This window comes from Paraburkholderia sediminicola, assembly GCF_046026855.1.
Taxonomy (GTDB): domain Bacteria; phylum Pseudomonadota; class Gammaproteobacteria; order Burkholderiales; family Burkholderiaceae; genus Paraburkholderia; species Paraburkholderia sediminicola_A.
The window spans coordinates 21,329-46,947 of the sequence record NZ_JAQQET010000039.1; the positions used below are offsets into that span (position 1 = coordinate 21,329).

Sequence of the window (25,619 nt, forward strand, 5' to 3'; positions counted from 1 at the left end):
TCACCAGCTCCTGAAGCGAGCCGGCGGCGCGTACAGGCCGCCCGACCACGTCACCAGATCGTCGATGCTGCGTGCCGCCAGCAGCGAACGCTTTGCTTCGCCGCGCCGAATGCCGAGATCTTCCGGATACGCGACGATGCCGCGCCGGCGCAACTCAGCAGTCTTTTCCGGCCTGGCGCGCAGCCCGATCGGCGTTACGCCGGCCACGGCAGCGAGTGCCGCGCGACGCTCGTCGATCCCTTCGGCTTTATGCAAATACGCGATGCCTTCCTCGGTGACCACATGGCTCACGTCGTCGCCGTAGATCATCACGGGGGCGATCGGCATGCCGCTCTTCGCGCCAACGGCGACCGCATCGAGTTCATCGACGAAAGTCGGTTCACCGCCTTTCTTGTAAGTCTCGGCCAACTGCACGACCAGCTTCTGTCCGCGCGAGACCGGACCCTGATCCTTCAGCAGTTTGAGCCACGCTTCGCTCGAATGACGCCGGCCGCGCGGATCGTGGCCCATGTTCGGCGCACCACCGAAACCGGCAAGGCGGCCGCGCGTAACGGTCGATGAATTCGCGTCTGCATCGATCTGCAAGGTCGAGCCGATAAACAGATCGACGCCGTATTGCCCGGCCAGTTGGCACAGCACACGGTTCGAGCGCAGGCTGCCGTCGTTGCCCGTGAAAAATACGTCGGGGCGCGCTTCGATGTACGCCTCCATGCCGACTTCGCTGCCGAAGCAATGGATGCTTTCGACCCAACCCGATTCGATCGCGGGGATCATCGTGGGATGGGGATTGAGCGTCCAGTTGCGGCAGATTTTGCCCTTCAGGCCAAGCGATTCGCCGTAAGTGGGCAGTAGCAATTCGATCGCCGCGGTATCGAAGCCGATGCCGTGATTCAGCGAGCTTACGCCATACGGCTCGTAGATGCCGCGAATCACCATCATCGCGGTGAGCACCTGCAAGTCGCCGATATGACGCGGGTCGCGCGTGAACAAAGGCTCGACAGCGAACGGCCTGTCCGCCTGCACGACCACGTCGACCCACGAACCCGGAATATCGACGCGCGGCAATTCATCGACGATCTCGTTGACCTGCACGATTACGATGCCGTGCCGGAACGCAGCGGCCTCCGCGATAGTCGGCGTGTCTTCAGTATTCGGGCCGGTGTACAGATTGCCGTGACGGTCGGCTTTCTCCGCGCACAGCAGCGCGACGTGCGGCGTGAGGTCAACGAACATCCGCGCGTACAACTCGACGTACGTATAGATCGCGCCGATTTCCAACTGGCCGTCTTCCAGCAGTTGCGCGACGCGCAAACTCTGCGGCCCGGCAAACGAGAAATCGACCTTGTGCGCGATACCACGCTCGAACAGCGTCAGATGTTCAGGGCGGCCGATGCTCGATATCAGCAGATGCACGTCGTGAATCTTTTGCGGATCCACCTTGGCGAGCGAACGGGACAGGAAGTCGGCCTGCTTCTGATTGTCGCCTTCAAGCGCGACGCGGTCGCCTGGTCGAATCAGCGTTTCGAGTGCATCGACGATGCGGTTTGTCGGCAGGACCCCGTCTTCCAGCCACGGCGCAATGGCCGCGAGGCGACGGTTCTTTTCGTCGCGGCGCGTGGTCCAGGAACGTGCGGTGGTGGACGCTTCGACGGCTTCGGCGGGTCGGTTCATCGGCGGATTCAGCTCCCGGTGGTAGTGCGCGCGCGTTTGGCGCGCGGCTTGGGTTGGTTCGCAAGCGCGGCTTCCGCCTGCGCGCGTTCGGTCAGGAAACGATGAAGCAGGTCGCCGGTGCCGAGCAGATGCGCGACGACCAGGGACTGCGCAGCAGGAATATCACGGCGTTTGACAGCGTCGAGCAAGGCGGCGTGTTCATTGTCCGACTCGCCTTTGTACGACGGCAAGCCGAACTTCAGACGCAGATACCGTTCGCCGCGCCGATGCAGCGTGCCGATCATATCTTCGAGTTGCGGACGGGCCGCGGGCGCATACAGGCTCATATGAAACGCCACATTGCGCGCGACGTACAACGACGGGTCCGACTCGCGTTCAGCGGCGCGGCACAGGCTCGTCGATTCCCGCAGCGTGACAGCGGTGTGATTCGGAATTGCGAGGCCGATGGCAAGGCTTTCCAGCGCGGAGCGGATTTCGTAGATTTCGCGCGCCTCATCCGCCGATAACGGCGCGACGGTCGCGCCTTTATGCACGGCGGCTCTCGCCCAGCCCTCGCTTTCGAGCTGACGCAGGGCCTCGCGCACGGGAATGGCGCTGACCGAGAAATGCCGCGCGATTGCGTCCTGCCGCAGCGGCGCGCCAGGCGCCAGCGTGCCGTCGACAATCGCCGCGCGCAGCGCCTCCGCGATGACGCGGGACGTGCTCTCACGCGGCGCCGCCGCGGGTAGAAGCGGACTGCGCGCCGGGGCGTCCAGGGGAAAACCATCTATTGCGTCGCTCATAATATCAAATATTATATATAAAAAAGTGCGCTTTGCAGGCGGGCAAACCCGGAAAGTTTTTCACCACCGGCGGCCCGCGGTGCGCGCTCACGTTACACAGGGCACATCGATCCACTAACGGGCGCGTCTCGTCGTTCCCTTGATAAAAGCCAGATACGCCATGTACGCCAACCGCAGGGCCGGAGGAGCATGATGAATTCACTAACCGACCGCACGCCGGTCGTTCGGCGCCGCACGCCGCTCAATCGTTCGCAGATCGCAGGGTTTTGGGGAGCATGGGCTGGCTGGACGCTCGACGGGATGGACTCGTTCATCTACGCGCTTGTGTTGACGCCGGCGTTGACCGAGTTGTTGCCGCGTTCGGGGTACGCCGCGACGCCCGCGAATGTCGGCCTCGCCGGCTCGATTCTGTTCGCGCTGTTTCTGGTCGGCTGGGGGCTGTCGTTCATCTGGGGGCCGCTGGCTGACCGCTTCGGCCGCACCAAGGTGCTGGCGGGCACCATTTTCACGTTCGCCATTTTCACGGGACTTGCCGCGACCTCGCACAACGTGTGGGAGCTCGCCATCTATCGCTTCATTGCCGGGGTCGGCATTGGCGGCGAGTGGGCGTTGGCGGGGACGTATGTGGCCGAGGCATGGCCGGAAGATCGCCGCAAGATGGGTGCGGGTTATCTGCAAACGGGTTATTACGCGGGATTCTTCCTTGCGGCGGCGCTCAACTACACGATCGGCGTGCATTACGGCTGGCGCGCGATGTTCCTGACCGGCGCAGTGCCGGTCGTGGTCGCGATCCTGGTGCTGCTGCGTGTGAAGGAATCGGAGAAGTGGCAGAAGGCGGAGGCGGGCACTGTGCGCGCCAAACCACTGCGCGAAATCCTCGGGCCAGCGTATCGGCGCCGCACGTGGGTCGCGTGCATTCTGCTGACGATCGCGATCATCGGTTTGTGGGCGGGCGCGGTATACGAGCCATCGGCTGTGATTCAACTGGCGACGAAGGCCGGCATGGCGAAGAACGATGCGATCAGGACGGCGTCGCTGGCAACCGGCTTGCTCTCCATTGCGACGATTCTCGGCTGTCTCGCGTTGCCGCCGCTCGCGGAGCGGATCGGCCGCAAGAAGACGCTGGCGATTTACTTTCTCGGCATGGCGGTGGCGATTGTCGGCAGTTTCGGCTGGGCGTTCTATCTGCCGAATGGGCTCGCGCCATTTATCGCGTGGCTCTGCGTGCTGGGCTTCTTTGGCGGCAATTTCGCGCTGTTCAGCTTGTGGCTGCCGGAGCAGTTCGAGACCCGCGTACGGGCGACGGCGTTTGCGTTCTGCACGTCGTTTGGACGGTTTGTCGGGGCGGGTGTCAACTTCCTGCTTGGCGCGGCGGTGCTGCATATGCATACGCTTGGCCTGCCGGTGGCGCTGACGGCGGTGGCGTTTATCGTCGGCTTGTTCGTGATTCCGTTCGCGCCGGAGACGAAGGGGGAGGTGTTGCCGCAATGAGGTTGGCCGTTTGGCTGAGTGGCGCGCACGATCGCTAGCGGGCATGCTTCCTATTATTAGACGACGTCTTCCTGCGCAGTTTTCGGTTTGCTGATCTGTACGTAACTCCGTACAATGATTGCGGTGGTTCGATGCGGTTTTGCTGCTGTGAACTGCCGCTTCACATTTGGCAGCCTTCGGGGTACAGGTACTCTGTTCGGCGGTGGAAACGTCTCTAATTTTTGAAAGGAGCGACTGGGGGAAACCCTCTCAGATCGAGAAAACGAATGAACGTCCTTACTTACAGCGAGGCGCGTGCCGGCTTTAAGCAAGCGATGGACGACGTCTGCCGCGATCACACGCCCATGCTGATAACCAGGCAGAGCGGAGAAAATGTGGTCATGGTTTCGCTCGAGGATTTCAATGCGATGCAAGAAACTTTGTATCTCCTGAGTTCTTCGAAGAATGCCCAGCGGCTCGCCAGGTCCATCGCCCAGTTGAATGCCGGTGGTGCGTCCCCGCGCGAACTGCTGACCGATGAACAAACAAAGACGCCGCAACGAGGAGGCCGCAAAGGCGGATAGTGTTTTTATGTTCACCGATGAAGCATGGGACGACTATCGGTATTGGCAGGAAACCGATCGCAAAGTCTTACGCAAAATCAATACTCTGCTAGAGGAGTGCCGGCGCGATCCTTACTGCGGCACCGGAAAACCGGAGGCGCTTGTCGGCAGCTTAAGCGGCTTCTGGTCAAGACGCATTACTCACGCTGATCGCCTGGTCTACTTGCCGAGAGACGGAAAGGTCTATGTGATCGCTTGCCGTTTCCACTACGACGACTAAAACAAAAAAACCGGGCACGTTGCCCGGTTTTTTTGTTTGACGCATCAACGCGTGCCACGCGTTACAACAATCACATATGCCACCTTGCCGACACCGTCAGCGTGCGCGGCGCGCCGGGCATGTTGTACATATCTGCGTTGCCGTGCGCCGCGATGAAGTACTTGCGGTCGAACAGGTTATCCAGCGTTAATGCCACGTCCACGTTCTTGCCGTGATACCCCGCGCCGAGATCGAACGTCACGAAAGAAGGCAACGTGACCGCATCGCTCGCTGACGTATAGCGCGCCGACTGGAACTGTGCCCCGCCCGCGGCATAGAAACCGTACTTTAGATCGCGCTTGATCCACACGCTTGCGCTATGACGCGGCATCAAGCCTGGCGTGTTGTCGTGCAGCACCAATCCCGCGGAACTCGCTTGCGGCGAGCCATCGACGTTTCCATTCAGATACGCATAGCCCGCATACACGGACCACTTCGGCGCGATTTCGCCCGTCGTGGATAGTTCCAGCCCGCGCACGTGCTGCGTGCCGATCGGTAGCGCGTAAGTCGGGTTGGATGGATCGGCGATCTGCTGATTGGTCTGCTTCATGTCGAACAGCGCGACGCTCGCGCTCGCGCGGCCCAGGTCGAACTTCGAGCCGATTTCGAAGCTGGTGGTCTTTTGCGGCGCCAGCGCCGAACCGTTGGCAAACGCGCCGCTGCTGATCAGCGTATCGGCGAGCGGTGAGAACGACTGGCTATACGACGCGTACAGCGACACCCAGTCGAGCGGTTCGTAAATCAGACCGACACGCGGACTCCACGCGCGATCCGTGCGGTCCAGATTCACGTGCGCCGAGGTGTAGTCGTTGCGGGTCTGCGTCAGGTAGTCGAAGCGCAGGCCGGCGAGAATCTTCCAGTGCTCGGTCAGAGAGATCAGGTCTTGTGCATAGACGCCGGCGAGTCCCAGCACGGTCGATGCATTCGTCTTCGCTGCCGTGCCCGGCTTCACGCCCGGCAAATCGATGAGTTGCGGATCGAACAGGTTGTACGTCGCGACCTTGTTGGTCGAGTAGATGGTGTCGAATTTCTGCTGTTGCGACAGTTCAACGCCGTATAGCAACTCGTGCTTCATGCCGAACAGCGTGGTTTTCTGCGTCAACTCGAAGAGACCATCCACGCCGTGATCCTGGCGAAAGCGGGTGCTTTGATCGAGCGTGACGACCGGATTCGGCGCCGTCCTGATCGGCTCATACGTGACGTAGTTTTTGCGTTCGAGCGAAAAGTCGTACGCGCGCACGGCGGTGTGCAACGACAGCGAATCGTTGAAGCGATGATCGAGCGACGCGGTCGCGCTCTTCGCATCGATATCGTTATAAGACGTGTTCGCGGCGTTTGCCGAGCCGTAATACGTGTTGATCGGCACGTTGACCGGGCGGCCGAGGTAGGCGGGCAGGCCTTGGTCCGAGGTGCGGCGGTCGTGCAGATAATCGGCTTCGAGATTGAGCGTGGTGTCTTTATCGATACGGAATTGCGCGGATGGCGCCACGGCCTGACGATTCAACTGGAACTGGTCGCGAAAGCTGTTCGAATTTTCGGCGGCGCCGGTGATGCGAAAACGCGCGGTGTCGTTCGCATTCCAGCCGAGATCGAATTCGCCGCGCCGTTCGCCTTCGGTGCCGAGCGTCATACCCACAGCTTGCTGTGGATCCGCTGTCGGCTTCTTCAGTACGCGGTTGATCAGGCCGCCGGCCGAGCCGCGTCCATAAAGCACGGCCGCCGGCCCCTTCAGCACGTCAACGCGTTCGACGTTCGACAGATCGCGATAGTAGAGCGCATCGTCGCGAATACCGTCGATGTATTGATCGGTGATGTTGTTGAAGCCGCGCAAGGTGATCTGGTCGCGCTGGCCGTCGCCGACCGAAAAGCCGATGCCCGGCACATTGCGCAATGCGTCCTGTAACGAGGTCGCGTTCTGTTCGTCGAGCAGTGCGCGCGGCACGACGTTGACCGTTTGCGGCACGTCCATCAACGACATATTCATCTTCGTCGCGGTGTTCGAGGTGCCCGAGTCGTACGAGCGGTCGGCCGCGGCTTTGACGGCGATGGCGGGCAGCGTGCTGTCGGTCGTGCCGGCGGCCGGCGTAGCTTCCTGCGCCAGCAAAGGTTTGGCGCTGGCAAGAGAAGTGGCGAGCAGCAGCGCGCGATAGGTATTCTTGTTGACGTTCATGGCAACGTTCTTCGAGTGTGGATCGGTGGTGTTATTGGTTTTGGCGTACAGCAAAAGCGGTAATGCAAAAGCACCAGGCGGGCGCAAAGACGGCGCAAGCAGGCGCGCACGGCCTCGCAGAGGTCGTGTGGTCGGTCAGGCGAGACGAAGTGGTGAATTCCCCTGTTGCTATCGAACGAATTCGGAAGTTGAAACGGCCGGGGCGCCGCGTGTCAGCGCGTGAAATGCGCTGACGTGACATCGGCTGCCTCGGAATGGCATGTCGATGTGGGGATGGGAGATGCAGCAGAAGCCGGATCAGTGCCCGGCTTGTAATATTTTGAAATTATAAACGAGAACTATTCTCGATTGTGCGAAATGAATGGAAGTTGCGGGGTTTTTGTATGCTCAATCCGCGTGATGCCGCGCCCGTGCGCCGGGGCGCAGCATCGAAAGTAGCGGCCAGCCGAGATTCACGCCAAGGCTGGCGATCACGATCAACGCCATGCCCGCGAGTTGCGGCAGCGACAGCGCCCGCCCATACACAACGGCATCGACCACGATCGCCGTCAGCGGATAGACGAACAACAGCACGGCGATGATCGGCGTGGTCAGCTTCGGCAGCGCGCCGTAGATCAGCACATACGACAGCCCCGTATGCAGCACGCCCATGCCCACCAGCCAGAACCACTGCATTGGCCCGATATGCACGGCAGTCAGCGGCGCGATGAACGGCAGGCACACCACGCCGACCGCACACTGTGCGAGCGTCAGCAGATGCGGCCGCAAGTTGCCGAGCCCTTTGGCAATCAGCGTGACGCTCGCGTACAGCACAGATCCCGCCAACGCCTCACCGATGCCGATCAGATAGCTCGTGTGAGCCTGCAGATTCTCGGTAGCCGCAACGCCTGAGGCCAGAACAAGCCCGACGAACGCAGTCGCGATCCAGCCGAGCCGGTCGACTCCGAGGCGTTCGTTGAACAGCGCCGCGCCCATCAGCACGACCCAGAACGGCTGCACATGAAATACCACCGTCGCCACCGCAATGCTGGTGCGATGAATCGCGTCGAAGAAACCGACCCATTGCGTGACCATCAGCACGCCGGAGATCAGCGCGAGCGTGACGGTGCGCCGCGTGAAATGCGCTCGTGTGAAGAAACCTTTCCACGCACAGTACGCGGCGAGCGACAGGAAACCGAACAGGCAGCGAAAGAACACCAGCGTCAGCGCGCCGAGTCGCGCTTCCTCGACGAAGATGCCGAGCGTGCCCATCAGAAGCCCGCCGCTGGCCAGCGTAATAGCGCCTTGTTGACGTTGGGTGAGGGACATGCCGAGCAGCTCCGTGAGGTGGAGTCACAAGTATTGCGCGGCTTGCGCAGCACGGACAAACGAATTAAATTGAGTAATTCCATAAGCTGGATTGATAAATCATGCACCCCGAATTCGACGTCGATTTGCTGCGAACCTTCGTCGCGGTGGTGGAAACGGGCAGCTTCACGAAGGCGTCGACGACCGTGCATCGCTCGCAGGCGGCGGTCAGCATGCAGATCAAGCGGCTCGAAACCATGCTCGGCACCACACTGTTCGCCCGCACCACGCGCAATCTCTCGCTTACGCGGCCCGGCAATACGCTGCTCGAATACGCACGGCGTGTGCTGGCGTTGCATGAGGAAGCGTGGTCGGCGATCGTGCGGCCCGAGGTGACCGGGCGCGTGGTGCTGGGCGCACCGGACGATTACGTGTCGTCGCTCCTGTCGCCGGTGTTGCGGCGCTTTTCGAATCTGTATCCGCATGTGGAGATCGAGATCGTCTGCGCGCAGAGCACGTCGCTCGCGCCGATGCTGGCCGATAACAAGATCGATCTGGCCTTCGTCACGCGTGACCGCAAATTGCGCGGCGAATTCGTACGCAGCGAGCCGATGGTGTGGGTGGGGGCGTCGATGGATACGCCGGTGCTGGCGGCGTCACCTTTGCCGGTCGGGCTTTACGAGCCGGGCTGTGTGGCGCGCCAACATACGCTGGCGGCGCTGGACGGTGCGCGTATCCGCTATCGGGCGGCTTTTAGCAGTGCAAGTCTGATGGGTTTGGTGGCGACCGTCGATGCGGGGCTTTCGGTGATCGCGCTTACGCGCTGCAGCGTGCCGCCGCGGCTGGCGATACTCGGCGAAGCGCAAGGCTTGCCGAAGATTGCACCGCTGGAAATCGTGGTGGCGCGCAGCGCCAAATCGGACCGGCCGACATGCGATTATCTGGCCGCGCAGATGGTGCAGGATTTGTCGCTGCGGCCGCAGACGCGTGGGGCAGCGGCCTAACTGCGCGGCTCAACCTCGCGGATAAGCCGTCACCTCGCCATCCACGGCGAGCCGCACGTGTTCGCCCGGACGCGGCGACAGATATCCAGGCACGCGAGCGCGCACCACGGTCCGCGCGCCGGACTGCAATTGCAGCGCGACGCCTGCGTCCTGCCCCTGAAAGATCACCTCCTGCACGACGGCGTCGTAGGACGCCACGCCATTCGGCATCGTTTCCTCGGCGCGCAGCAGACGGATCTGTTCCGGCCGTACCATCACGTCGACCGCGCCGTTGCCCATCGGCTCGCACAGCGGCAAATCGCCGAGCTCGCAGTTCACGCGATCCTGCTTCACCACGCCCGGCAGCAACACGGCTTCACCGACGAACGAGGCGAGTTCACGCGTCACCGGCCTGCGGTACAGCGTCTCCGGTGTCGCGGTCTGGATCAGCCGGCCGTTCCACAGCACGGCGACCTCATGACCGAGCGACAGCGCTTCCGATTGATCGTGTGTGACGAGCACCGCGGTCGCGCCGGCCGCGGCCAGGGCGCTCGCCACCGCTTGCCGTGTTTCGAGCCGCAGTGCGGCGTCGAGCGAGGAGAAGGGCTCGTCGAGCATCACCAGCGTCGGCGACGGCGCGAGCGCACGAGCAAGCGCGACACGCTGCTGCTGACCGCCTGACAGTTGCTGCGGCGCCCGCCCGCTGAAGTTCGCCGGCAAGCCGACCAGCTCCAGCAATTCGGCCACACGATGCCGCGCGCGTCGCTGCGTGCGCGGTAAACCGAACACGATGTTGTCCGCCACGGAAAGATGCGGAAACAGCGCGCCTTCCTGCGGCACGTAGCCAATGCGGCGCTGCTCGGAAGGCACATGCAGGTTGTCGCCGGCGACGCGGCGGCCGTCGATTTCGACGCTGCCGCTATCCGCGCGTTCGAAGCCGCACAGCAGGCGCAGCAAGGTGGTTTTGCCGCTGCCGGATGGTCCGAGCAGCGCGAGCAGCGTGCCGCGCTCGACGGAGAGATCGATACCGTGCAGCACGGGATGGCCGTCGAACGATTTTTGCAGTCCGCGGATACGAAGTTCGCTCATGAAAATCCGATGTCTAGGAGCAGGGCGATGGTGCGCGACCTTCAGTTGCGTTCGCCGAGTAAAGCCGATTTGCCGAGCAATGCGAACAGGAGGCCGGAGGCGAACAGCGAAATGCCGGTGAGGAGCGCCGCATAAGGCGCTGCGGCGGCGAACGCCATCGTCGACGTGTCGGCCCAGACCTGGGTCGCGAGTGTTCGCGTGTCGATCGGGGAGAGCAGCAGCGTCGCGTTCAACTCGGTGACGACCGAGATGAACACCATCGCCGCTGCCGCGCCAAGCCCGGGACCCGCCAGCGGCAACACCACGCGGAACAGAGTCTGCGACCAGGTCAGACCGAGGGCGCGCGCAGTCTCTTCGAGGCGCGGCTGCGCCTGCATGAAGGCGGCGCGCACGCTCACCAGCGCCACCGGCATGAACAGCATCGCGTAAGCGATCACCAGCAGCGTCGCGCTTTGATAGAGCGGTTGCAGCGCATGCACCGCGAGCGATACGATCGCCAGCGCGATCACCAGCCCCGGTATGCCTTGAGCCAGAAAAACGGTGCGTTCGAACAGCGTCGCGAAACGCGTCGGATAGCGCACCAGCAGAAACGCGAGCGGCACGACCAGCAGCGTGGTCAACAGCGCGGCAGCGAGCCCGAAACCGAGCGACGAGATCGTCGCGCTGAACAGCAGTTCGGGCGACACGTCGGCCGGTGTGACGGCGGCCGCGCCCGGTTGCGTGAGCCAGTAGCCGATCATGCCGAGCGGCACGCCGAGCGTCGCGATCGCCAGCGCAGCGAAACCGGCCACGACGATCCAGCGCCACGCGCCGAGGCCGTAGCGCAAGACCGCGCGACGCGTCCCGCGATCGACGCGTTCATAACGCGCCGCGCCGCGTACCCGAAACTCGAACGCCAGCACGATCAGGCAGATCACGATCAGCAGGCACGCGAGCAGTGAAGCGCCGCCGCCATCGAAACTGGTGCGGTATTCCGCATAGATTTGCGTGGTGAAGGTGCGAAAGCGCAGCAGCGTAAACGCACCGAATTCGGACAGCACGCCAAGCGCCACCAGCAGCATGCCGCCGAGCAGCGCGGGGCGCAGTTGCGGCAACACGACGCGAATGAACGTGGCCCAGCGGTTGCAGCCGAGCGCGCGCGCGCTTTCTTCAAGTGCCGGGTCCATACTGCGCAACGCCGCGGCCACCGGCAGATAAACGAGCGGGAAATACGCGGCGCTCAGCACCAGCAGCGCGCCGTTGAAGTCCTGCAGATCCAGGCTCAGCGACACCCACGCATAGCTCGAGATGAAGGCCGGCATCGCGAGCGGCGCGGCGGTGAGCACGGCCCAGATACGACGCCCCGGCAAATGCGTGCGTTCGACAAACCATGCGGCCGCCGTGCCGACGACAGCGCAGACGAGCGTGGTCGATACGGTGATCAGCAGCGTGTTGACCAGCAGTTCGCCGACCAGTGGCCGGAAGATCAGATCGACCGCCTCGTCGATGCCGAAGCTCGCCGCCCGCCAGAAGGTAAACGCAATCGGCAGCAACACCAGCAAAGCGCTGAGTGCTGCTGCCGCAAACAAACCGCGCGGCGCGCGCAAACGGGCGCGCGCCGGGGCGGAGGTTACAGCCGGAGGCCCGGCTGACACGGCATCGCTCATTTACAGCAAGCCTGCCTGACGCAGCAGTTTGCCTGCCAGGCTGTCGTCGCCGAGTTGCTGGATCGTCAGCGCCGGCGGGTTCAGTTCAGTGAAGGGCTTGAGGATCGGGTCCGGTGCAACGCCTGCATGCAACGGATATTCGAACATGACGTGGCTGTTCGCCATCAGCTTCTGTGCACGCTCGCTGACCAGATACGCAAGAAACTTCTGCGCGCCGTCCGTGTTGTGCGCGGACTTCAGCACCGCTGCGCCCGATACGTTCACCAGCGCGCCGGCGTCGCCGTTGCCGAAGTGATAGATCGCGCTGCGGGTTTTCGCATCGCCGATTTCAGCGTGCAGACGTGCCCAGTAGTAGTTGTTGATCAGACCCGTCGCGACACCGCCGCGATTGACGGCTGCCACCACGCCTTCGTCGTCGTCGAAAATCTGCGAGTTGGCTTTCAGGCCCTTCAACCATGCGACGGTTTGCGCTTCACCCTTCAGTGCGAGCACGGCGCTCACGAGCGGCAGGAAGTCGCCGTCGCTCGGTGCAATGCCGACTTTGCCTTTCCATTCCGGCTTGGCCAGATCGAACAGTGACTGCGGCAGTTGCGATGCCTGCACCTTGGCCGTGTTGTAGGCCAGCACGTTTTCACGTGCGGTCACGCCAACCCACACACCGCCCGGCGAGTTGAAGCGCGCCGGCACGGTGGCGAGCGTCGAGTCGTTCACGTGGCTCAGCAGGCCTTTCTCTTCGAGCAGCATCAACTCAGGCGAGTTTTCCGTGAAGTAGACGTCAGCGGGCGTGGCGGTGCCTTCCGCGACGAGTTGCGCGGCCATCGCCGGGCCTTCGCCGCTGCGGATCTTTACCGAAATGCCCGACTCTTTCTCGAAATCTTTAGCCAGCAGATTGACGACCTGCTCGTGCTGCGCGCTGTACAGCGTGATCGACGCAGCGTGGGCCGTCGACGGCACGGTCGCGAAGGCGGCCAGCGTGAGGGCGGCTGCGCTGCTGAGCAGGCGCAGGCGGGTGCCAAACCAGGAATGAGCCATGATCCTAAAATCCGTTAATGATGTTATTGGTCTTCGCTATGCCGCTTGCCTCGTGGCATAGCGGCTTACTTCGCGGCTTGCATTACGTCTCGAACAGTCCCGCGCCGATATACGAACCCGGCTTCGCGCCCGGCGGCACAGCGAACACCGCGCTGCCGACGTGCGTCGTGAACTGGTTCATCATGTCGAACTTCGCGAGCTTGTCGTTGATCGGAATGAAGCCGGTACGCGGGTCGCTCTGGTGAGCCACGAAAATCAGGCCCGCGTCGTACTCGGTTTCCTGACGCCATGGCGGCCAGCGCTCGATGTAGAAGTTCGTGCCGTCGTTGTATGAGTACGAGCGGCGCAGAATCTGCGCACCGTTGTTGCTCGCCTGATTCGACAGACGCACGTGCGAGTTCTCCGGAATCACCGGATTGCCGTCCTTGTCTTCTTCCTTCAGGTCCACCGCGTCGAACTCGTTCTTCTTGCCGATCGGCGCGCCGCTGTATTTGTGACGGCCGAATACCTGCTCCTGGAAATCCACCTCGGTGTTGTCCCAGTGTTCGAGCGTGATGCGGATGCGCCGCACCACCGTATAGGTGCCGCCTTCCATCCAGGGTGCGTCGGCGGTGGCGCCGGCCCAGATGAATTCGTTCATCAACTGCGGCTTCGCGGTCGACGGATTGTTGGTGCCGTCCTTGAAGCCCATCAGATTGCGCGGCGTCTGACCGCGCGGACCCGACAGGAAACCGGATTGACCCCAACGCATCGCTGCGGTGCCGTACGCGAGACGCGCCAGTTGCCGGACCGCGTGAAACGCGACCTGCTGATCGTTCGCGCAGGCCTGGATGAACAGGTCGCCGCCGGTCTTCTGCTCGATCAACTGATCGCCGTTAAAACGCGGCAGATCGACGAGCGCGGCGGGGCGGCGCGCGGCGAGGCCGTAGCGGTCCTTGCCGTCTTTCGTGAACAGACCCGGGCCGAAACCGAACGTGATCGTCAGGCCGCATGGGCCCAGGCCGAGCACGTCGCCGGAATCGGGCGCGGCTTTGGTGTTGGTCGGGCTGTAGGTCGTGTTGTCGGCCGTATTGTCGGCCTTGGCATCGGCCTTCGTAACAATCGTGGTGTCGGCCAGCTCCGCTTTGGCCGCGGTGCCAGTCGGCAGCGGTGCGGCCGTGGCGCCTTGCGTCAGACGCGCAGCGGCGTCGGTCCAGGCGCGCAGCAGGGCGATCACGTCGTCGCGTTTGTCGGTCGTGAGATCGAGCGCGGCGACATACGTGTGACTCTGCTGCGGCGTGACGATGCCGCCTTGATGCAGGGCGTAGAACGGCTCGACCGCCATCAGCGGATCGGCGTTGTGCGCCGGCGTCTTGCCAAGCGCGGCCTGGGCGACGCCGGTCGCACCGAGGCTCGCGCCCGCTGCGACCGCCGCACTGCCGGCCTTCAGAAAACCGCGCCGTGAGGGCCGCGGGGGTTGATCGTTTGCCATGGTTACTTCACCTTCAGTTGGCCGTGGGATGTGCCGGTTTTGCGACCGGCTCTGAGGCCGGGTTCGCTTCGCTCTTTTGCGTGGCTGGTTTGCCGGCCCTGCTTGCGTCGCTTACCTGGCCAGCACCAGCGTGTTCACGTCGTCCTGCACGTAGTAGAAACCGTCGCCTTCCGGCGTCATCGCGAGACCGAACAGGTCGCCGTTGCCCGGGGGCGATTGCGCCTTGTCGGTATCGATCCAGCGTGCGTAGAGTTGTTTGCCGGTGGCAGGATCGATTTCGACGATCTGGCCGTTCAGTGCATTGGTGACGAGCAGGTGGCCGTTAGGCGCCGTGACCATCGCGAGCGGGCGATGCAGCAAGCCGTCGGCGGTCAGTTGGCGGCCCACGCCCGCGCTGGTGTCGCGCGTCATCGGATCGTCGATTTCGGTGACGCGGTTGCCGATCGCATCGGACACGTACAGCAGTTTCTGATCGCCCGAGAGCGCGAGGCCGGTCGGGCCGACGAGGAATACGCCCTTGTCAGCCTGCGCGCCGAAGCCGCTGCCGATCACGGTTTCCTTCTTCACGACCGGTGGCTTGCCGGCCGGCACGTCGAGATCGAGACGCAGCACGGTGGCCTGCTTGAACACCGGCGGATTGCCGTTCGCACCGCCCACGCCGAAACCGGCATTGCTGACGAACAGCGTCGCGCTCGTGCCGTTGTCGACGACCGCCATGTTGCCCCACGGATCGTTGATGTTCGGACTGTTGATGGTCGATGCGACCTTGCCGTTCGGATCGATCACGATCAGGCAGCCGGCGCCTTTGGTGCCCGTGGTGCCGTCATTGCTCGGCGTGCTGCCGACGATCACGTAGCCCGACTTGAGCATCGTCATCGCGGTCGACAGACCGATGCCGCCCGGGCATTCCTTCAGATTGCGCGGCACCGTGGCGAACACCGTCATCTGTCTGGTGTCCGGGTGATAGTTGATGATCGTGCTGCCGGTGCCTTGCAGATTGGTCGAGTTATTGAAGTTGCCAACCAGCACGTCGCCCTGCTTGACGGTACCGGCCGTGACCGGTGCGACCACCACCGCATACGGGTTCTGGTCGCCGTTTTCCGGCACGGTGTTGATCAGCGTGGTGTGATGCTTGACGGTTTCGAGGAAACCTTGCGGTTCGGCGTGCGCAATGCCGGTCGTCGCGAATGCGGCGGCGCTGACGGTTGCGGCAAGCAGGGCCCGCGCGGCGCGCGGCGAAATAAGGCGCGTGGGGTTGTTCATGAGTGAGCCTCCGTGCCTGCGCACAAAGCGGTGGTTGCGGTCATGATCGAAAGCATGGGATTCGATTTGGCTAGAGCGTGTGTGATGGCTGGGAACGGCATCAGAATGTGATGTTGGTCCGCACGCCGATGACGAACGTATTGCGCAGCGGCTGCGTGGGATCGCTCGGGTTCTGACCGGCGCCGGCATTGAACGTGTATTGCGCATCGGCTTGCAACTGCCACCACGGGTTGACCTGGTACTGGTAGGTCGCTTCGAGTGTGGTTTCGCTGGTGCGCACGCCGTATGGGCCGCCGCTAAATGCCAGGTTATCCTGATCGAGACCATTCACATGGTTGCCGATCTTGATGTACGTGAGCGCGATGCCGGCGCTGTCGTTGTCGCGGCCGGCGAACGGCGCTTTCAGCACAACGCCGAGGTTGGCGGCGACGCTTACCAGGTTACGGTCGCCCGGTGCGCCCATTACGCGCGCGAAGACGTTGAGGCTGCGCGGCTCGTCCGGATCCGGGCGCCAGATCATCTGGTCGGCGACCGCGTAGAAGCTGTAGTCGCCGTGATGATTCTGCGCAACGCCGGTACTTGCCGGGTTCGCAAGCGAGAGGCCGGTGTTGTCGAAGCGCTGATCAGCGAAGCTGCCGTTGTTGTACCAGACGCCGACCTTGTAGGTGCCCGGCAAACCGCCGCCGCCCATACCGACCATTTCGCCGTCAGCCGGCTGGTTGATCGCATACTGCAACTCGCCGATGAACAGCGTGCCGTTATGCAGGTTGAAGTTGGTGCCGCTTATGTTGTTCGGGTTGTTGCCGAGCGGATCGCCGTCGAATACGCCGGCGAGCGCTGTCAACGAAGGCGTGATCTGTCCGCGCACGCGCACGCCGAGGTCGGCCAGCGGATAAGCGGGACCGCCGGACGGCATGTCGTAGGACGGCAGGGCAGGCCAGCCGAACATCGTGTTCACGAACAGCGCCGAATTCGTGCTGGTGATGAATTCCTGGTCGATACTTTGCTGACCAACCTTGACGTCGATGCGCTTGTTCAGGAACGACTGCTGGTACCACAGTTCCCACAGGCGGGTCGTGTCCTGGGCTTCGATGCCGCTCGCCGTATTCAGCGTGCCCAGCTTGTTGGCGCTGAGGTTGGCGCCGTGGATCTGCAATGCGCTGACGTTGAACAGGCCGCCTGGCAAACCGAACGCTTTTTGCGTATCCATTTGCACGGTGGCTGTCGTGAGACCGTCGTAGTCCGCTCCGCGCGCGAGGCCGCCGCGGACATTGCCGAGCACCTCACTGGTTTCGGTGAGCGCGAACGTCACGCCATATTTGCCGAGCCAGGGGCGCAGACCGCCAATGTCGCCGAGCATCGTCGGGCGATTCCAGAAGCCGGTCCATTGATTCGTTTGAGCCGCCTTGATGTTCAGGTCGGCTTCCGGCGCTTCCGGTGCGGCATCGGGATTGGCGTCGGCCATTGCGGTGCCGGCACTCAACGTGGCCCAGGCGAAAGCCGTGCAAAGCGCGGCGTGGCGTATCGAGGGCAAACGCGAGCGGCGCACGGCACCGACGTGCGAGGCGGAGTCGCGAAGCGAACGCGCCTGGCCGGCGGGTTCTGTTGATCGGGCGAACTTCATCGAAATCCTTATTTGTGTTGTATCGACTCATCTGGGCATCGCGGCGGTACATCACTGTGCGCCAGCGACTTACTGCATCGGTTCGCGACGCCGGATGCAGCAGATGGCGAGATCGTACGCATGCGAAATAGGTGCGTCAACACAAATGAGAACGATTCGCATCAATATTACTGATGTGTAATTATGAGCTTTACGGACTGCTACTAAAGGTTGTTTGTGTGTAATTTAAATGGAATATAAGCGTAATGTTTTAGTATGGTTTGGCCGTATCAAACCGGCGCCGGATTAGCGGAGAGCTTTCTGAAGTAGCCGCCGTTCCGAACAGGAGCGGCGCCAATAGACAAGGGCGGGCGGCGACGAAGACAAGGAGAGGTGGACGCCTCGGGCAGGCAACAAAAGACGCTATGATCATCTTCCGAAGCCACGCTGTCATGCCAAGCCCTTAAATGCCCAACGCCCAAAACCATACCGGGACGACACCGATGTCACACTCAGTGAATCTGGACAATTACTTCACCCGCATAGGCTACAAAGGACCGCGCGCGGCGACGCTGGAAGTACTCCAGGAACTCCATAAGCTGCACCCCAGAGCGATTCCCTTCGAGAACCTGAATCCGCTCACACACCGCGCGGTAAAACTCGATATCGAGTCAGTCGAACACAAGCTGATAACGCAACACCGCGGTGGCTACTGCTTCGAACAGAATGCGCTCTTCGCGAACGTCCTGACGCAGTTAGGTTTTAACGTTACGCCGCTATTGGGCAGAGTCCTGTGGGGCCGCGAATCCGATGCCGTTCCGCCTCGCACACATATGGTCCTGCGCGTCGATATAAAAAGCGAAGCATGGATCGCCGATGTCGGTTTCGGCAGCGTGACGCTGACAGCGCCGCTGCGCTTGATCCCAGGTACGGCGCAGCCCTCGCAACTAGGCACGTTCCGCCTGGCTGATGCCTCACACGACGCGCTCTGCCTCGAAGTTCAATCCCACGATGAAACCTGGGCACGCGTCTACCGTTTCGATCTGCACCCGGTCGAATGGATCGACTACGAGACCTCGAACTGGTACACCTCGACCGCGCCGGATTCTGTTTTTCTGAACAACCTGATCGTTTGCCGGGTTCTCGCAGAATCGCGCCTGACACTGCTTAACGATCAACTGAACGAACGCGCTGCGGACGGCCGGCTCATCAGCGAACGGCAACTAAAAAGCGCAGATGAGCTTGCAAGCTGCCTGCGCGATCAATTCGGCCTGAACACGGGTGACATCGACATGGCGGAAGTATTCGGGCGCGTGCGCTCACCGGCGGCGGCCTCGGCCTGAGACGAGAGCGTAGCGGGCACCTGCCCACCCATAGTCACCAACGACCATCAGCGAACGCCACGAACTCATCATGATCACGCGCCTCATTCTGCAAACGGTGGCCTGGCTGATATGCATGGGCGCGCTGCTGTTCGGCGCCGCCGGTACCCTCGCATGGCCTGCCGGCTGGTGGTATCTGATCGAGACAGGCGCATTGAGTTTGTGGGTTGGCTTCTGGCTGGCACGCCACGACCCGGGCCTCCTCGCCGAGCGTCTCGCGCCGATCGTTCAGGCGCAGCAAAGCCGCTGGGACCGCTTCTTCATGATTGGCGTGGCGCTGATGTGGACCGCCTGGCTCGTCCTGATGGCATTCGACGCGATGCGCTATCACTGGTCGGCGCCGCTGCCGGTATGGCTGGTGAGCCTCGGCTCGCTCTGCATCTTCCTCTGTATCTTCATGTGCCGTTTCGTGTTCCAGGCCAATAGCTTTGCCGCGCCGGTCGTGAAGATCCAGACAAGCCGTGGTCACAAAGTTATCGACACCGGCCCCTATGCCTATGTGCGTCATCCGATGTACTCGGCCGCGCTGCTGTTGTTCATCGGCACGCCATTGCTGCTCGGCTCATGGTGGGGTCTTGCCTGCGTGCCGCTGCTAGTGATCGGTATCGGCTGGCGCGCGGTCCGCGAGGAGCGCGTACTGGCGCAGCAACTCGACGGCTACACCGCCTACACCTCACGCGTGCGTTACCGCTTCGTCCCGTTCATCTGGTAAGGCGCGCAAGGCGCCAATTCGAAGCGCGCCAAGCTCTCAAGCACCAACCTGTCTAGACAAAATGCACCACGCTGACGCACCCGGTCGAGCGCGGTGCATTGTCTTTGCACGTTCAGAACTCCCTTAAAAGCCTTGTCGCGCGGCAATTCATAGGGGCTTACCCGATGATTCCGACGATTTCTAACAAATCCTCTTGCGACTGCTTTTTGACTCATGCAGACTTGTCTATACAAATTAAGCGGCAGAAAAAACCCAGCTCGACGGTTTCCTCAATCAAAGGAGTTTCGACGTGAAAGTGAAGCGCACGACGTTAGCAAAAGCATTGATGGGCGCCGTTCTCGGCGCCGCGACGATTTTCGCGGCACCGGCGCAGGCCAAAGACTGGAAGACGGTGACGATCGCGCTGGAAGGCGGTTACGCGCCATGGAACCTGACCTTGCCGGGCGGCAAGCTGGGCGGCTTCGAACCGGAGCTGGTCGCCAACCTGTGCGAGCGCATCAAGCTGCAATGCAACCTTGTGGCGCAAGACTGGGACGGCATGATCCCCGGTCTGCAAGCCGGCAAGTTCGATGTGCTGATGGACGCGATCTCGATCACACCGGAGCGCGAAAAGATCATCGCGTTCTCGAAGCCGTACGCCGCTACGCCGGCCACGTTCGCTGTGACTGACGCGAAGGTGCTGCCGAAGGCCGTGCCGACCGCAGGCGTCGTGAAGCTGTCAGGCGATCCGAAAGCCGACCAGCCTACCGTCGACGCCTTGCGCAAGCAGCTGAAGGGCAAGACCATCGGCATTCAGTCGGGCACGGTTTACACCAAGTTCATCAACGACGGCTTCAAGGACGTCGCCACGATCCGCGTCTACAAGACATCGCCCGAGCGCGATCTCGATCTGGCCAACGGCCGCATCGACGCCTCGTTCGACGACGTGACCTACTACGCCGCCAACATCGACAAGAAAGATACCGCGTCGATCGTCATGGCCGGTCCGAAGATTGGCGGCCCGATCTGGGGTCCGGGTGAAGGCCTCGCATTCCGCAAGCAGGACGCCGACCTGAAAGCGAAGTTCGATACCGCGATCAGCGCCGCGCTTGCCGACGGCACCGTCAAGAAGCTCTCCACCAAGTGGTTCAAGACTGACGTCACGCCTTGATTCGCCTGAGCGTTCAGATGTGCGGCAGGCGGGGTGTGAAGAACCGCGCCTGCTGGCTGGTTCGATCCGCTGTAATGGATGAGAGGTAGGGAATGGCTCTGATAGAGATGCTCGGCTTCGGGCCGGAAGGCTGGGGCGACGTGTTGCTGCTTGCAGCATTGATGACGGTCGCACTCACGCTGGCGGCGCTCGCGGTCGGCGCCGTGTTCGGCGCGCTGGTCGCGGCGGCCAAGCTGTCGCGTTTTCGCACGCTGCGCGTGATCGGCGATGTGTACACCACCGTGTTTCGTGGCGTGCCCGAGTTGCTCGTCATCTATCTGTTCTATTTCGGCGGTTCGACGCTCGTGACCACGATCGGTCAATGGTTCGGCGCGGACGGCTTTGTCGGCGTGCCGCCATTCGTGATCGGCGCACTCGCAGTCGGCATGATTTCCGGCGCGTATCAGGCCGAGGTGTACCGCTCGGCGGTGCTCGCGGTATCGCGCGGCGAGCTCGAAGCGGCGCGTTCGATCGGCATGCCCACCATGACGATGGCGCGCCGCATTCTGATTCCGCAAGTGCTGCGTTTCGCGTTGCCGGGCATTGGCAATGTCTGGCAATTGAGCCTGAAAGACTCGGCGCTGATTTCCGTCACGGGCTTGGCCGAACTGCTGCGCACCAGTCAGATCGCGGCGGGTTCGACGCATCAGTACTTCACGTTCTTCGTGGTGGGCGGCGCGCTGTATCTGCTGATGACCAGCATCTCGAACCGGATCTTCAACCGCGCCGAAGCGCGCGTGGGCCGATCCTTCAAGCGCAACTTCGCGCGCAACTGACGAGGACCGGACATCATGCATTTCGACTTCGATTTCCTGCTCGACACGCTGCGGCAACTGATTGCAGCCGTGCCGACCACGCTCGGGCTGTTCTTCTGCTCGCTGATTCTTGGTGGCTTGCTCTCGCTCGTGATCGTCACGATGCGCGTGTCGCCGCACTGGCTGCCGAATCGCTTCGCGCGCGCTTATATCCTCGTATTTCGCGGCTCGCCGTTGTTGATCCAGATGTTCCTTGTCTACTACGGCATGGGCCAGTTCGGGGTGATTCGCGAGAGCTTCCTGTGGCCAGTATTGCGCGAGCCGTACATGTGTGCGGTTTTATCGTTGGCGCTGTGCACCGCCGGATATACCGCTGAGATTATCCGCGGTGGTTTGATGGCCGTGCCGGTCGGTCAGATCGAAGCGGGCTATTCGATCGGCCTGTCGGGTTTCGCGCTGCTGCGCCGCGTGATCGGTCCGATTGCTTTGCGCCAGTGTTTGCCCGCGTATTCGACCGAGGCCGTGCTGCTCGTCAAATCGACCGCGCTCGCCAGTCTCGTCACCGTGTGGGAAGTGACCGGCGTCGCACAGCAGATCATTCAGCAAACGTATCGCACCACGGAAGTATTCATCTGCGCCGCGCTGATCTATCTGTTCCTGAATTTCGTCATCGTGCGTTTGCTCGGTTTCCTCGAGATCCGTCTGTCGCGCCATCTGCGTGCGGCGCCCACGCAAAGCTCGCCGAGCCGACCGGTTTCTGCCACGACCGAAGCACGCCGCGCCGCACCCTGAACGATCGCACATCTTGCAGAATCTGGAGAATCCCATGAACGCTACGGCACCTGTTGCACTGTCGGTCAAGAACATCCACAAGTCGTTCGGCGACCACCACGTGCTCAAAGGCATTTCGCTCGACGCCCATCAAGGCGACGTGATTTCGATTCTCGGCGCGAGCGGCTCCGGTAAGAGCACTTTTCTGCGCTGCCTGAATCTGCTCGAAACGCCGGATGACGGCTCGGTGGCGCTCGGCGGCGAAGAGCTGAAAATGAAGCGACGCGGGGACGGCAAGCTGCATCCCAGCGACCGTCGCCAGGTGGATCGTGTGCGCTCGCAGCTCGGCATGGTGTTTCAGAACTTCAATCTGTGGTCGCATATGACCGTGCTGGAGAACCTGATCGAAGGGCCGATGCGCGTGCAGAAGCGCAGCCGCGCCGAATCGGTTGAAGAAGCGGAAGCACTCCTCGCGAAAGTCGGTCTCGCGGAAAAACGCGGCCACTATCCGGCACATCTGTCTGGCGGCCAGCAGCAGCGCGTGGCGATCGCGCGTGCTTTGGCGATGCATCCGAAGGTGATGCTGTTCGACGAACCGACCTCGGCGCTTGACCCCGAACTGGTTGGCGAAGTGCTGCGCGTGATGCGTTCGCTCGCCGAAGAGGGGCGCACGATGCTGGTTGTCACGCACGAGATGGGTTTCGCGCGCCATGTGTCGAATCGCGTGATGTTCCTGCATCAAGGTCAGGTAGAAGCCGACGGTACGCCGGACGAAGTGTTCGTCGAATGCAAGTCGGACCGCTTCCGCCAATTCGTGTCGAGCCACCAGGATCGCACGACTAACTAACTGATCAGCGTTAGCTGGTCACCCCCTCATCACTTCACTGGGCAGCGCACTATCATGGCCGTGATCCGTTCCGATTGTTCTCTCAACTGGCGTCAGGCCGCAGCAGTTGCTGCGGGCGAGCCGCTTGAGCTTTCCGCCAGTTCGCGTGCGCGGATCGCGGCGTCACGCGAGCTGGTCGAGCAGATCGTCGCGCGCGGCATTCGCGCGTATGGCGTGAATACCGGCGTCGGGGCCTTGTGCGACGTGATCGTGTCGCCGTCCGAGCAGCACACGTTGTCGCGCAACATCCTGATGAGTCATGCAGTCGGCGTCGGCGTGCCGCTCGGTGCGGCTGAAACGCGCGCGATCATGGTGGCGGCCGTCAACAATTATGCACACGGACATTCGGGGATTCGCCTCGAAGTCGCCGACCGGCTCGTGGCGTTGATCAACGCCGATTGCCTGCCCGAAGTGCCGACGTTCGGCTCGGTCGGTTATCTGAGCCATATGGCGCATATTGCGCTGGTATGCATCGGCGAAGGCTATGTGCGCTATCGCGGCGAACGGCTCAAAGGGCGCGACGCGCTGCAGATGCTCGGGCTCGAACCCCTGGTGCTTGAAGCCAAGGAAGGCCTGAGCCTCGTCAACGGCACACCGTGTGTGACAGGTCTCGCAACGTTGGCATTGGCGCGCGCCGAGCAGTTGCTCGACTGGTGCGACGTGGTTGCCGCGATGAGCTTCGAGAATCTGCGTGGCCAGCTCGCCGCGTTCGATGCCGAATCGCTGGCATTGCGCATCTCGCCTGGCCTGAGCCTGGTCGGTGAACGGATGCGCACGGCGCTCGCAGACAGCGGCATCCTTGCTGCGGTGGTCGGTCAGCGCACGCAGGACCCGTTGAGCTTGCGGACCATTCCGCACGTGCACGGCGCCGCGCGCGACGTGCTGGCCGCGACCGCCGAAGTGCTGAACCGCGAGCTCGCATCGATTACCGACAACCCGATCGTAGCCGGCACGCCGGAAAACCCGCGCGTCTATTCGCAGGCGCACGCGGTGGGGGCGTCGATCGCACTGGCAATGGACAGCCTCGCCACCGCGATCGCGCAAGTCGCGGCGATGGCCGAGCGGCGTCTCGACCGCCTCGTCAATCCGCTCGTCAGCGGCTTGCCGGCGTTTCTCGCGGAGCCGGGCGGCACCTGCTCGGGCTTCATGATCGCGCAGTACACGGCGGCCTCGCTGGTCGCGCAGAACCGGCGCCTCGCGATGCCCGCAAGTCTTGACGGCGGCATCACGTCCGGCCTGCAGGAAGACCACCTGTGCCATGCCACGCCCGCCGCGCTGAAAGCGTTGGAGATCGTCGACAACGCCGGGCGTATCGTCGCGATCGAATTGCTGGCGGCGGCACAAGCTTACGATCTGCAAAGCGTCGATGCCCCGCGCGCACCGCACACCGATGCGCTCTGGCAACGCGTGCGCCGCGTCGTACCGACCTATCGCGACGACCGGCCGCTCGCGGACGACATGACGATTGCGTTTCGCATGATCGCCGATGAAACACCGCCGCCGCTGCCAAACCCGGGTAATATTCGGCCCGGGCTGGACGCTTCAGTCTGCGGCGCGGGTCCTGCCGCATTGGCGAGTGTGACGAGCGTTGCCACTACGGGCAAGGTCGACGCCGACCCGGCGGCCAACGACGGCCGGGCGGCTGCCCACGCAGGTTGAAGGACTCAGTTGCCGGGCCTGAGTTGATGCACCTGGATCGATGGAGACAAAGCCGGTGAGCGGGCTTACCCGCCGGTGAACCGGCCTGACGTGTACCACCCGTGTACCATCCGCGTACCACCCACGAGGTCGACGTGAACACTATTACAAACGCGCAAACCGCAGACACGCAGGACCGCCCCGATCGTACCCATGAGACACCCGCGAAGGCGATGCCCGCCTATGAGCAGATCAAGCGCTACGTGATCCGGCGCATTAGCGAGGGGGACTGGAAGCCGGGCGGTTTGATCCCATCCGAAACGGAGCTGGTCAAGGAATTCGGCGTTGCGCGCATGACGGTATCGCGCGCGCTTCGTGAACTCACGACCGACCGCGTGCTGACGCGGGTGCAAGGCTCCGGCACGTTCGTCGCGCCGCAGCGTTACGAATCCACAGTGCTTGAAATCCGCAATATCGCCGACGAAATCGCGGCGCGCGGCCATCGCCATTCAGCGCGTGTGCTGACACTCGAACCGAGCGACGATCCGCACGCGCTCGAAGCGCTCGGTCTCGCCGGCGGTCCCGCGTTTCACTCGTGCATCGTGCACAGCGAAGAGGGCGAGCCGATTCAGTACGAGGATCGCTACGTCAATCCGAAGGTATTCCCCGACTACCTGCAACAGGACTTCACCGTCGAGACACCGAATCACTACATGGTGCGGCTCGCGCCGATCCAGCGCGCGGAGTTTCGCATCTATGCGCAGAAGCCTGACGCGTATGTGCGGCGGCATCTAATGATGGATATCGGCGAGCCCTGCTTGCAGCTATGGCGCCGCACATGGGTGGGTGACGACGTGGCGACGTCGGTGCAGTTGTGGCATCCGGCATCGCGTTTCCATCTTGCGGGCAACGTGTGAGTGGCAAGACCTGGGCGAGG

Annotated in this window: 22 protein-coding genes; 12 read left to right on the forward strand and 10 right to left on the reverse strand. The window is 62.6% G+C overall.

Translation table 11 applies throughout. The features are described 5' to 3' along the window. Together mdcA and PQR40_RS32445 are read right to left on the reverse strand one after the other, a co-directional pair. The gene (mdcA, locus tag PQR40_RS32440; RefSeq protein WP_408510659.1) at positions 1–1,671 is read right to left on the reverse strand and encodes a malonate decarboxylase subunit alpha; all 1,671 of its coding nucleotides are present in this window, start codon (positions 1,669–1,671) and stop codon (positions 1–3) included. 8 nt (positions 1,672–1,679) lie between these two features. Continuing rightward, entirely contained in the window at positions 1,680–2,453 is a 774-nt protein-coding gene (locus PQR40_RS32445) for a GntR family transcriptional regulator (RefSeq protein ID WP_408229986.1), read from the reverse strand. Between the two features lie 192 nt (positions 2,454–2,645). On the opposite strand from PQR40_RS32445, the gene PQR40_RS32450 reads away from it, so the two are divergent. The 3 genes from PQR40_RS32450 to PQR40_RS32460 all read left to right on the forward strand — a co-directional run bounded on the left by PQR40_RS32450 (position 2,646) and on the right by PQR40_RS32460 (position 4,766). Then, positions 2,646–3,944, forward strand: coding sequence for an MFS transporter (locus PQR40_RS32450; RefSeq protein ID WP_408230327.1), 1,299 nt, complete (start codon positions 2,646–2,648; stop codon positions 3,942–3,944). 266 nt (positions 3,945–4,210) lie between these two features. After that, entirely contained in the window at positions 4,211–4,507 is a 297-nt protein-coding gene (locus PQR40_RS32455) for a type II toxin-antitoxin system Phd/YefM family antitoxin (RefSeq protein ID WP_408229989.1), read from the forward strand. A gap of 7 nt (positions 4,508–4,514) precedes the next feature. Beyond that, positions 4,515–4,766 carry a Txe/YoeB family addiction module toxin gene (locus tag PQR40_RS32460; protein WP_408213307.1) on the forward strand — a complete coding sequence of 84 codons (252 nt, stop codon included), beginning with the start codon at positions 4,515–4,517 and terminating at the stop codon, positions 4,764–4,766. 70 nt (positions 4,767–4,836) lie between these two features. Here PQR40_RS32460 and PQR40_RS32465 read toward each other — a convergent pair whose 3' ends face one another. Together PQR40_RS32465 and PQR40_RS32470 are read right to left on the reverse strand one after the other, a co-directional pair. Then, positions 4,837–6,975: a TonB-dependent receptor gene (locus PQR40_RS32465; protein WP_408510660.1), complete on the reverse strand. Its 2,139-nt coding sequence runs from the start codon at positions 6,973–6,975 to the stop codon at positions 4,837–4,839. 387 nt (positions 6,976–7,362) lie between these two features. Continuing rightward, positions 7,363–8,283 (reverse strand): DMT family transporter, encoded by a 921-nt coding sequence (locus tag PQR40_RS32470; protein WP_408229995.1) that lies wholly within the window; start codon positions 8,281–8,283, stop codon positions 7,363–7,365. Between the two features lie 101 nt (positions 8,284–8,384). Here PQR40_RS32470 and PQR40_RS32475 point away from each other — a divergent pair, with 101 nt between their 5' ends. Next, positions 8,385–9,266 (forward strand): LysR family transcriptional regulator, encoded by an 882-nt coding sequence (locus PQR40_RS32475; RefSeq protein WP_408339634.1) that lies wholly within the window; start codon positions 8,385–8,387, stop codon positions 9,264–9,266. A gap of 9 nt (positions 9,267–9,275) precedes the next feature. Here PQR40_RS32475 and PQR40_RS32480 read toward each other — a convergent pair whose 3' ends face one another. From PQR40_RS32480 to PQR40_RS32505, 6 genes are all read right to left on the reverse strand, one after another. Next, the gene (locus PQR40_RS32480; RefSeq protein WP_408339637.1) at positions 9,276–10,334 is read right to left on the reverse strand and encodes an ABC transporter ATP-binding protein; all 1,059 of its coding nucleotides are present in this window, start codon (positions 10,332–10,334) and stop codon (positions 9,276–9,278) included. Between the two features lie 41 nt (positions 10,335–10,375). Beyond that, positions 10,376–11,980: an ABC transporter permease gene (locus tag PQR40_RS32485; protein WP_408510661.1), complete on the reverse strand. Its 1,605-nt coding sequence runs from the start codon at positions 11,978–11,980 to the stop codon at positions 10,376–10,378. Further along, complete coding sequence (locus PQR40_RS32490; RefSeq protein ID WP_408230007.1) at positions 11,981–13,012, reverse strand: iron ABC transporter substrate-binding protein; 1,032 nt, start codon at positions 13,010–13,012, stop codon at positions 11,981–11,983. An 82-nt stretch (positions 13,013–13,094) separates the two neighbouring features. Further along, positions 13,095–14,483 (reverse strand): Dyp-type peroxidase, encoded by a 1,389-nt coding sequence (locus PQR40_RS32495; protein ID WP_408230010.1) that lies wholly within the window; start codon positions 14,481–14,483, stop codon positions 13,095–13,097. A gap of 111 nt (positions 14,484–14,594) precedes the next feature. Next, complete coding sequence (locus PQR40_RS32500) at positions 14,595–15,746, reverse strand: hypothetical protein (RefSeq protein WP_408510662.1); 1,152 nt, start codon at positions 15,744–15,746, stop codon at positions 14,595–14,597. Between the two features lie 100 nt (positions 15,747–15,846). Then, entirely contained in the window at positions 15,847–17,370 is a 1,524-nt protein-coding gene (locus PQR40_RS32505) for a carbohydrate porin (protein ID WP_408339649.1), read from the reverse strand. A 482-nt stretch (positions 17,371–17,852) separates the two neighbouring features. Here PQR40_RS32505 and PQR40_RS32510 point away from each other — a divergent pair, with 482 nt between their 5' ends. The 8 genes from PQR40_RS32510 (at position 17,853) to hutC (ending at position 25,599) form a co-directional block, all read left to right on the forward strand. Further along, complete coding sequence (locus PQR40_RS32510) at positions 17,853–18,692, forward strand: arylamine N-acetyltransferase family protein (RefSeq protein ID WP_408230019.1); 840 nt, start codon at positions 17,853–17,855, stop codon at positions 18,690–18,692. A 70-nt stretch (positions 18,693–18,762) separates the two neighbouring features. Further along, a complete protein-coding gene (locus PQR40_RS32515) occupies positions 18,763–19,443 on the forward strand; it encodes a methyltransferase family protein (RefSeq protein WP_408339652.1) in 681 nt (226 codons plus the stop codon). A 325-nt stretch (positions 19,444–19,768) separates the two neighbouring features. Further along, positions 19,769–20,593 carry a transporter substrate-binding domain-containing protein gene (locus PQR40_RS32520; RefSeq protein WP_408230330.1) on the forward strand — a complete coding sequence of 275 codons (825 nt, stop codon included), beginning with the start codon at positions 19,769–19,771 and terminating at the stop codon, positions 20,591–20,593. A gap of 92 nt (positions 20,594–20,685) precedes the next feature. After that, positions 20,686–21,408: an ABC transporter permease gene (locus PQR40_RS32525; protein WP_408510663.1), complete on the forward strand. Its 723-nt coding sequence runs from the start codon at positions 20,686–20,688 to the stop codon at positions 21,406–21,408. 15 nt (positions 21,409–21,423) lie between these two features. Continuing rightward, positions 21,424–22,179: an ABC transporter permease gene (locus tag PQR40_RS32530; RefSeq protein ID WP_408230028.1), complete on the forward strand. Its 756-nt coding sequence runs from the start codon at positions 21,424–21,426 to the stop codon at positions 22,177–22,179. A 34-nt stretch (positions 22,180–22,213) separates the two neighbouring features. Further along, positions 22,214–23,005, forward strand: a complete 792-nt coding sequence (locus PQR40_RS32535; protein WP_325045789.1) for an ABC transporter ATP-binding protein — start codon at positions 22,214–22,216, stop codon at positions 23,003–23,005. A gap of 54 nt (positions 23,006–23,059) precedes the next feature. After that, the gene (locus PQR40_RS32540) at positions 23,060–24,703 is read left to right on the forward strand and encodes an HAL/PAL/TAL family ammonia-lyase (protein WP_408230032.1); all 1,644 of its coding nucleotides are present in this window, start codon (positions 23,060–23,062) and stop codon (positions 24,701–24,703) included. Positions 24,704–24,915: 212 nt separating this feature from the next. Next, positions 24,916–25,599 (forward strand): histidine utilization transcriptional repressor HutC, encoded by a 684-nt coding sequence (hutC, locus tag PQR40_RS32545; protein WP_325045801.1) that lies wholly within the window; start codon positions 24,916–24,918, stop codon positions 25,597–25,599. Positions 25,600–25,619: the final 20 nt, after the last annotated feature.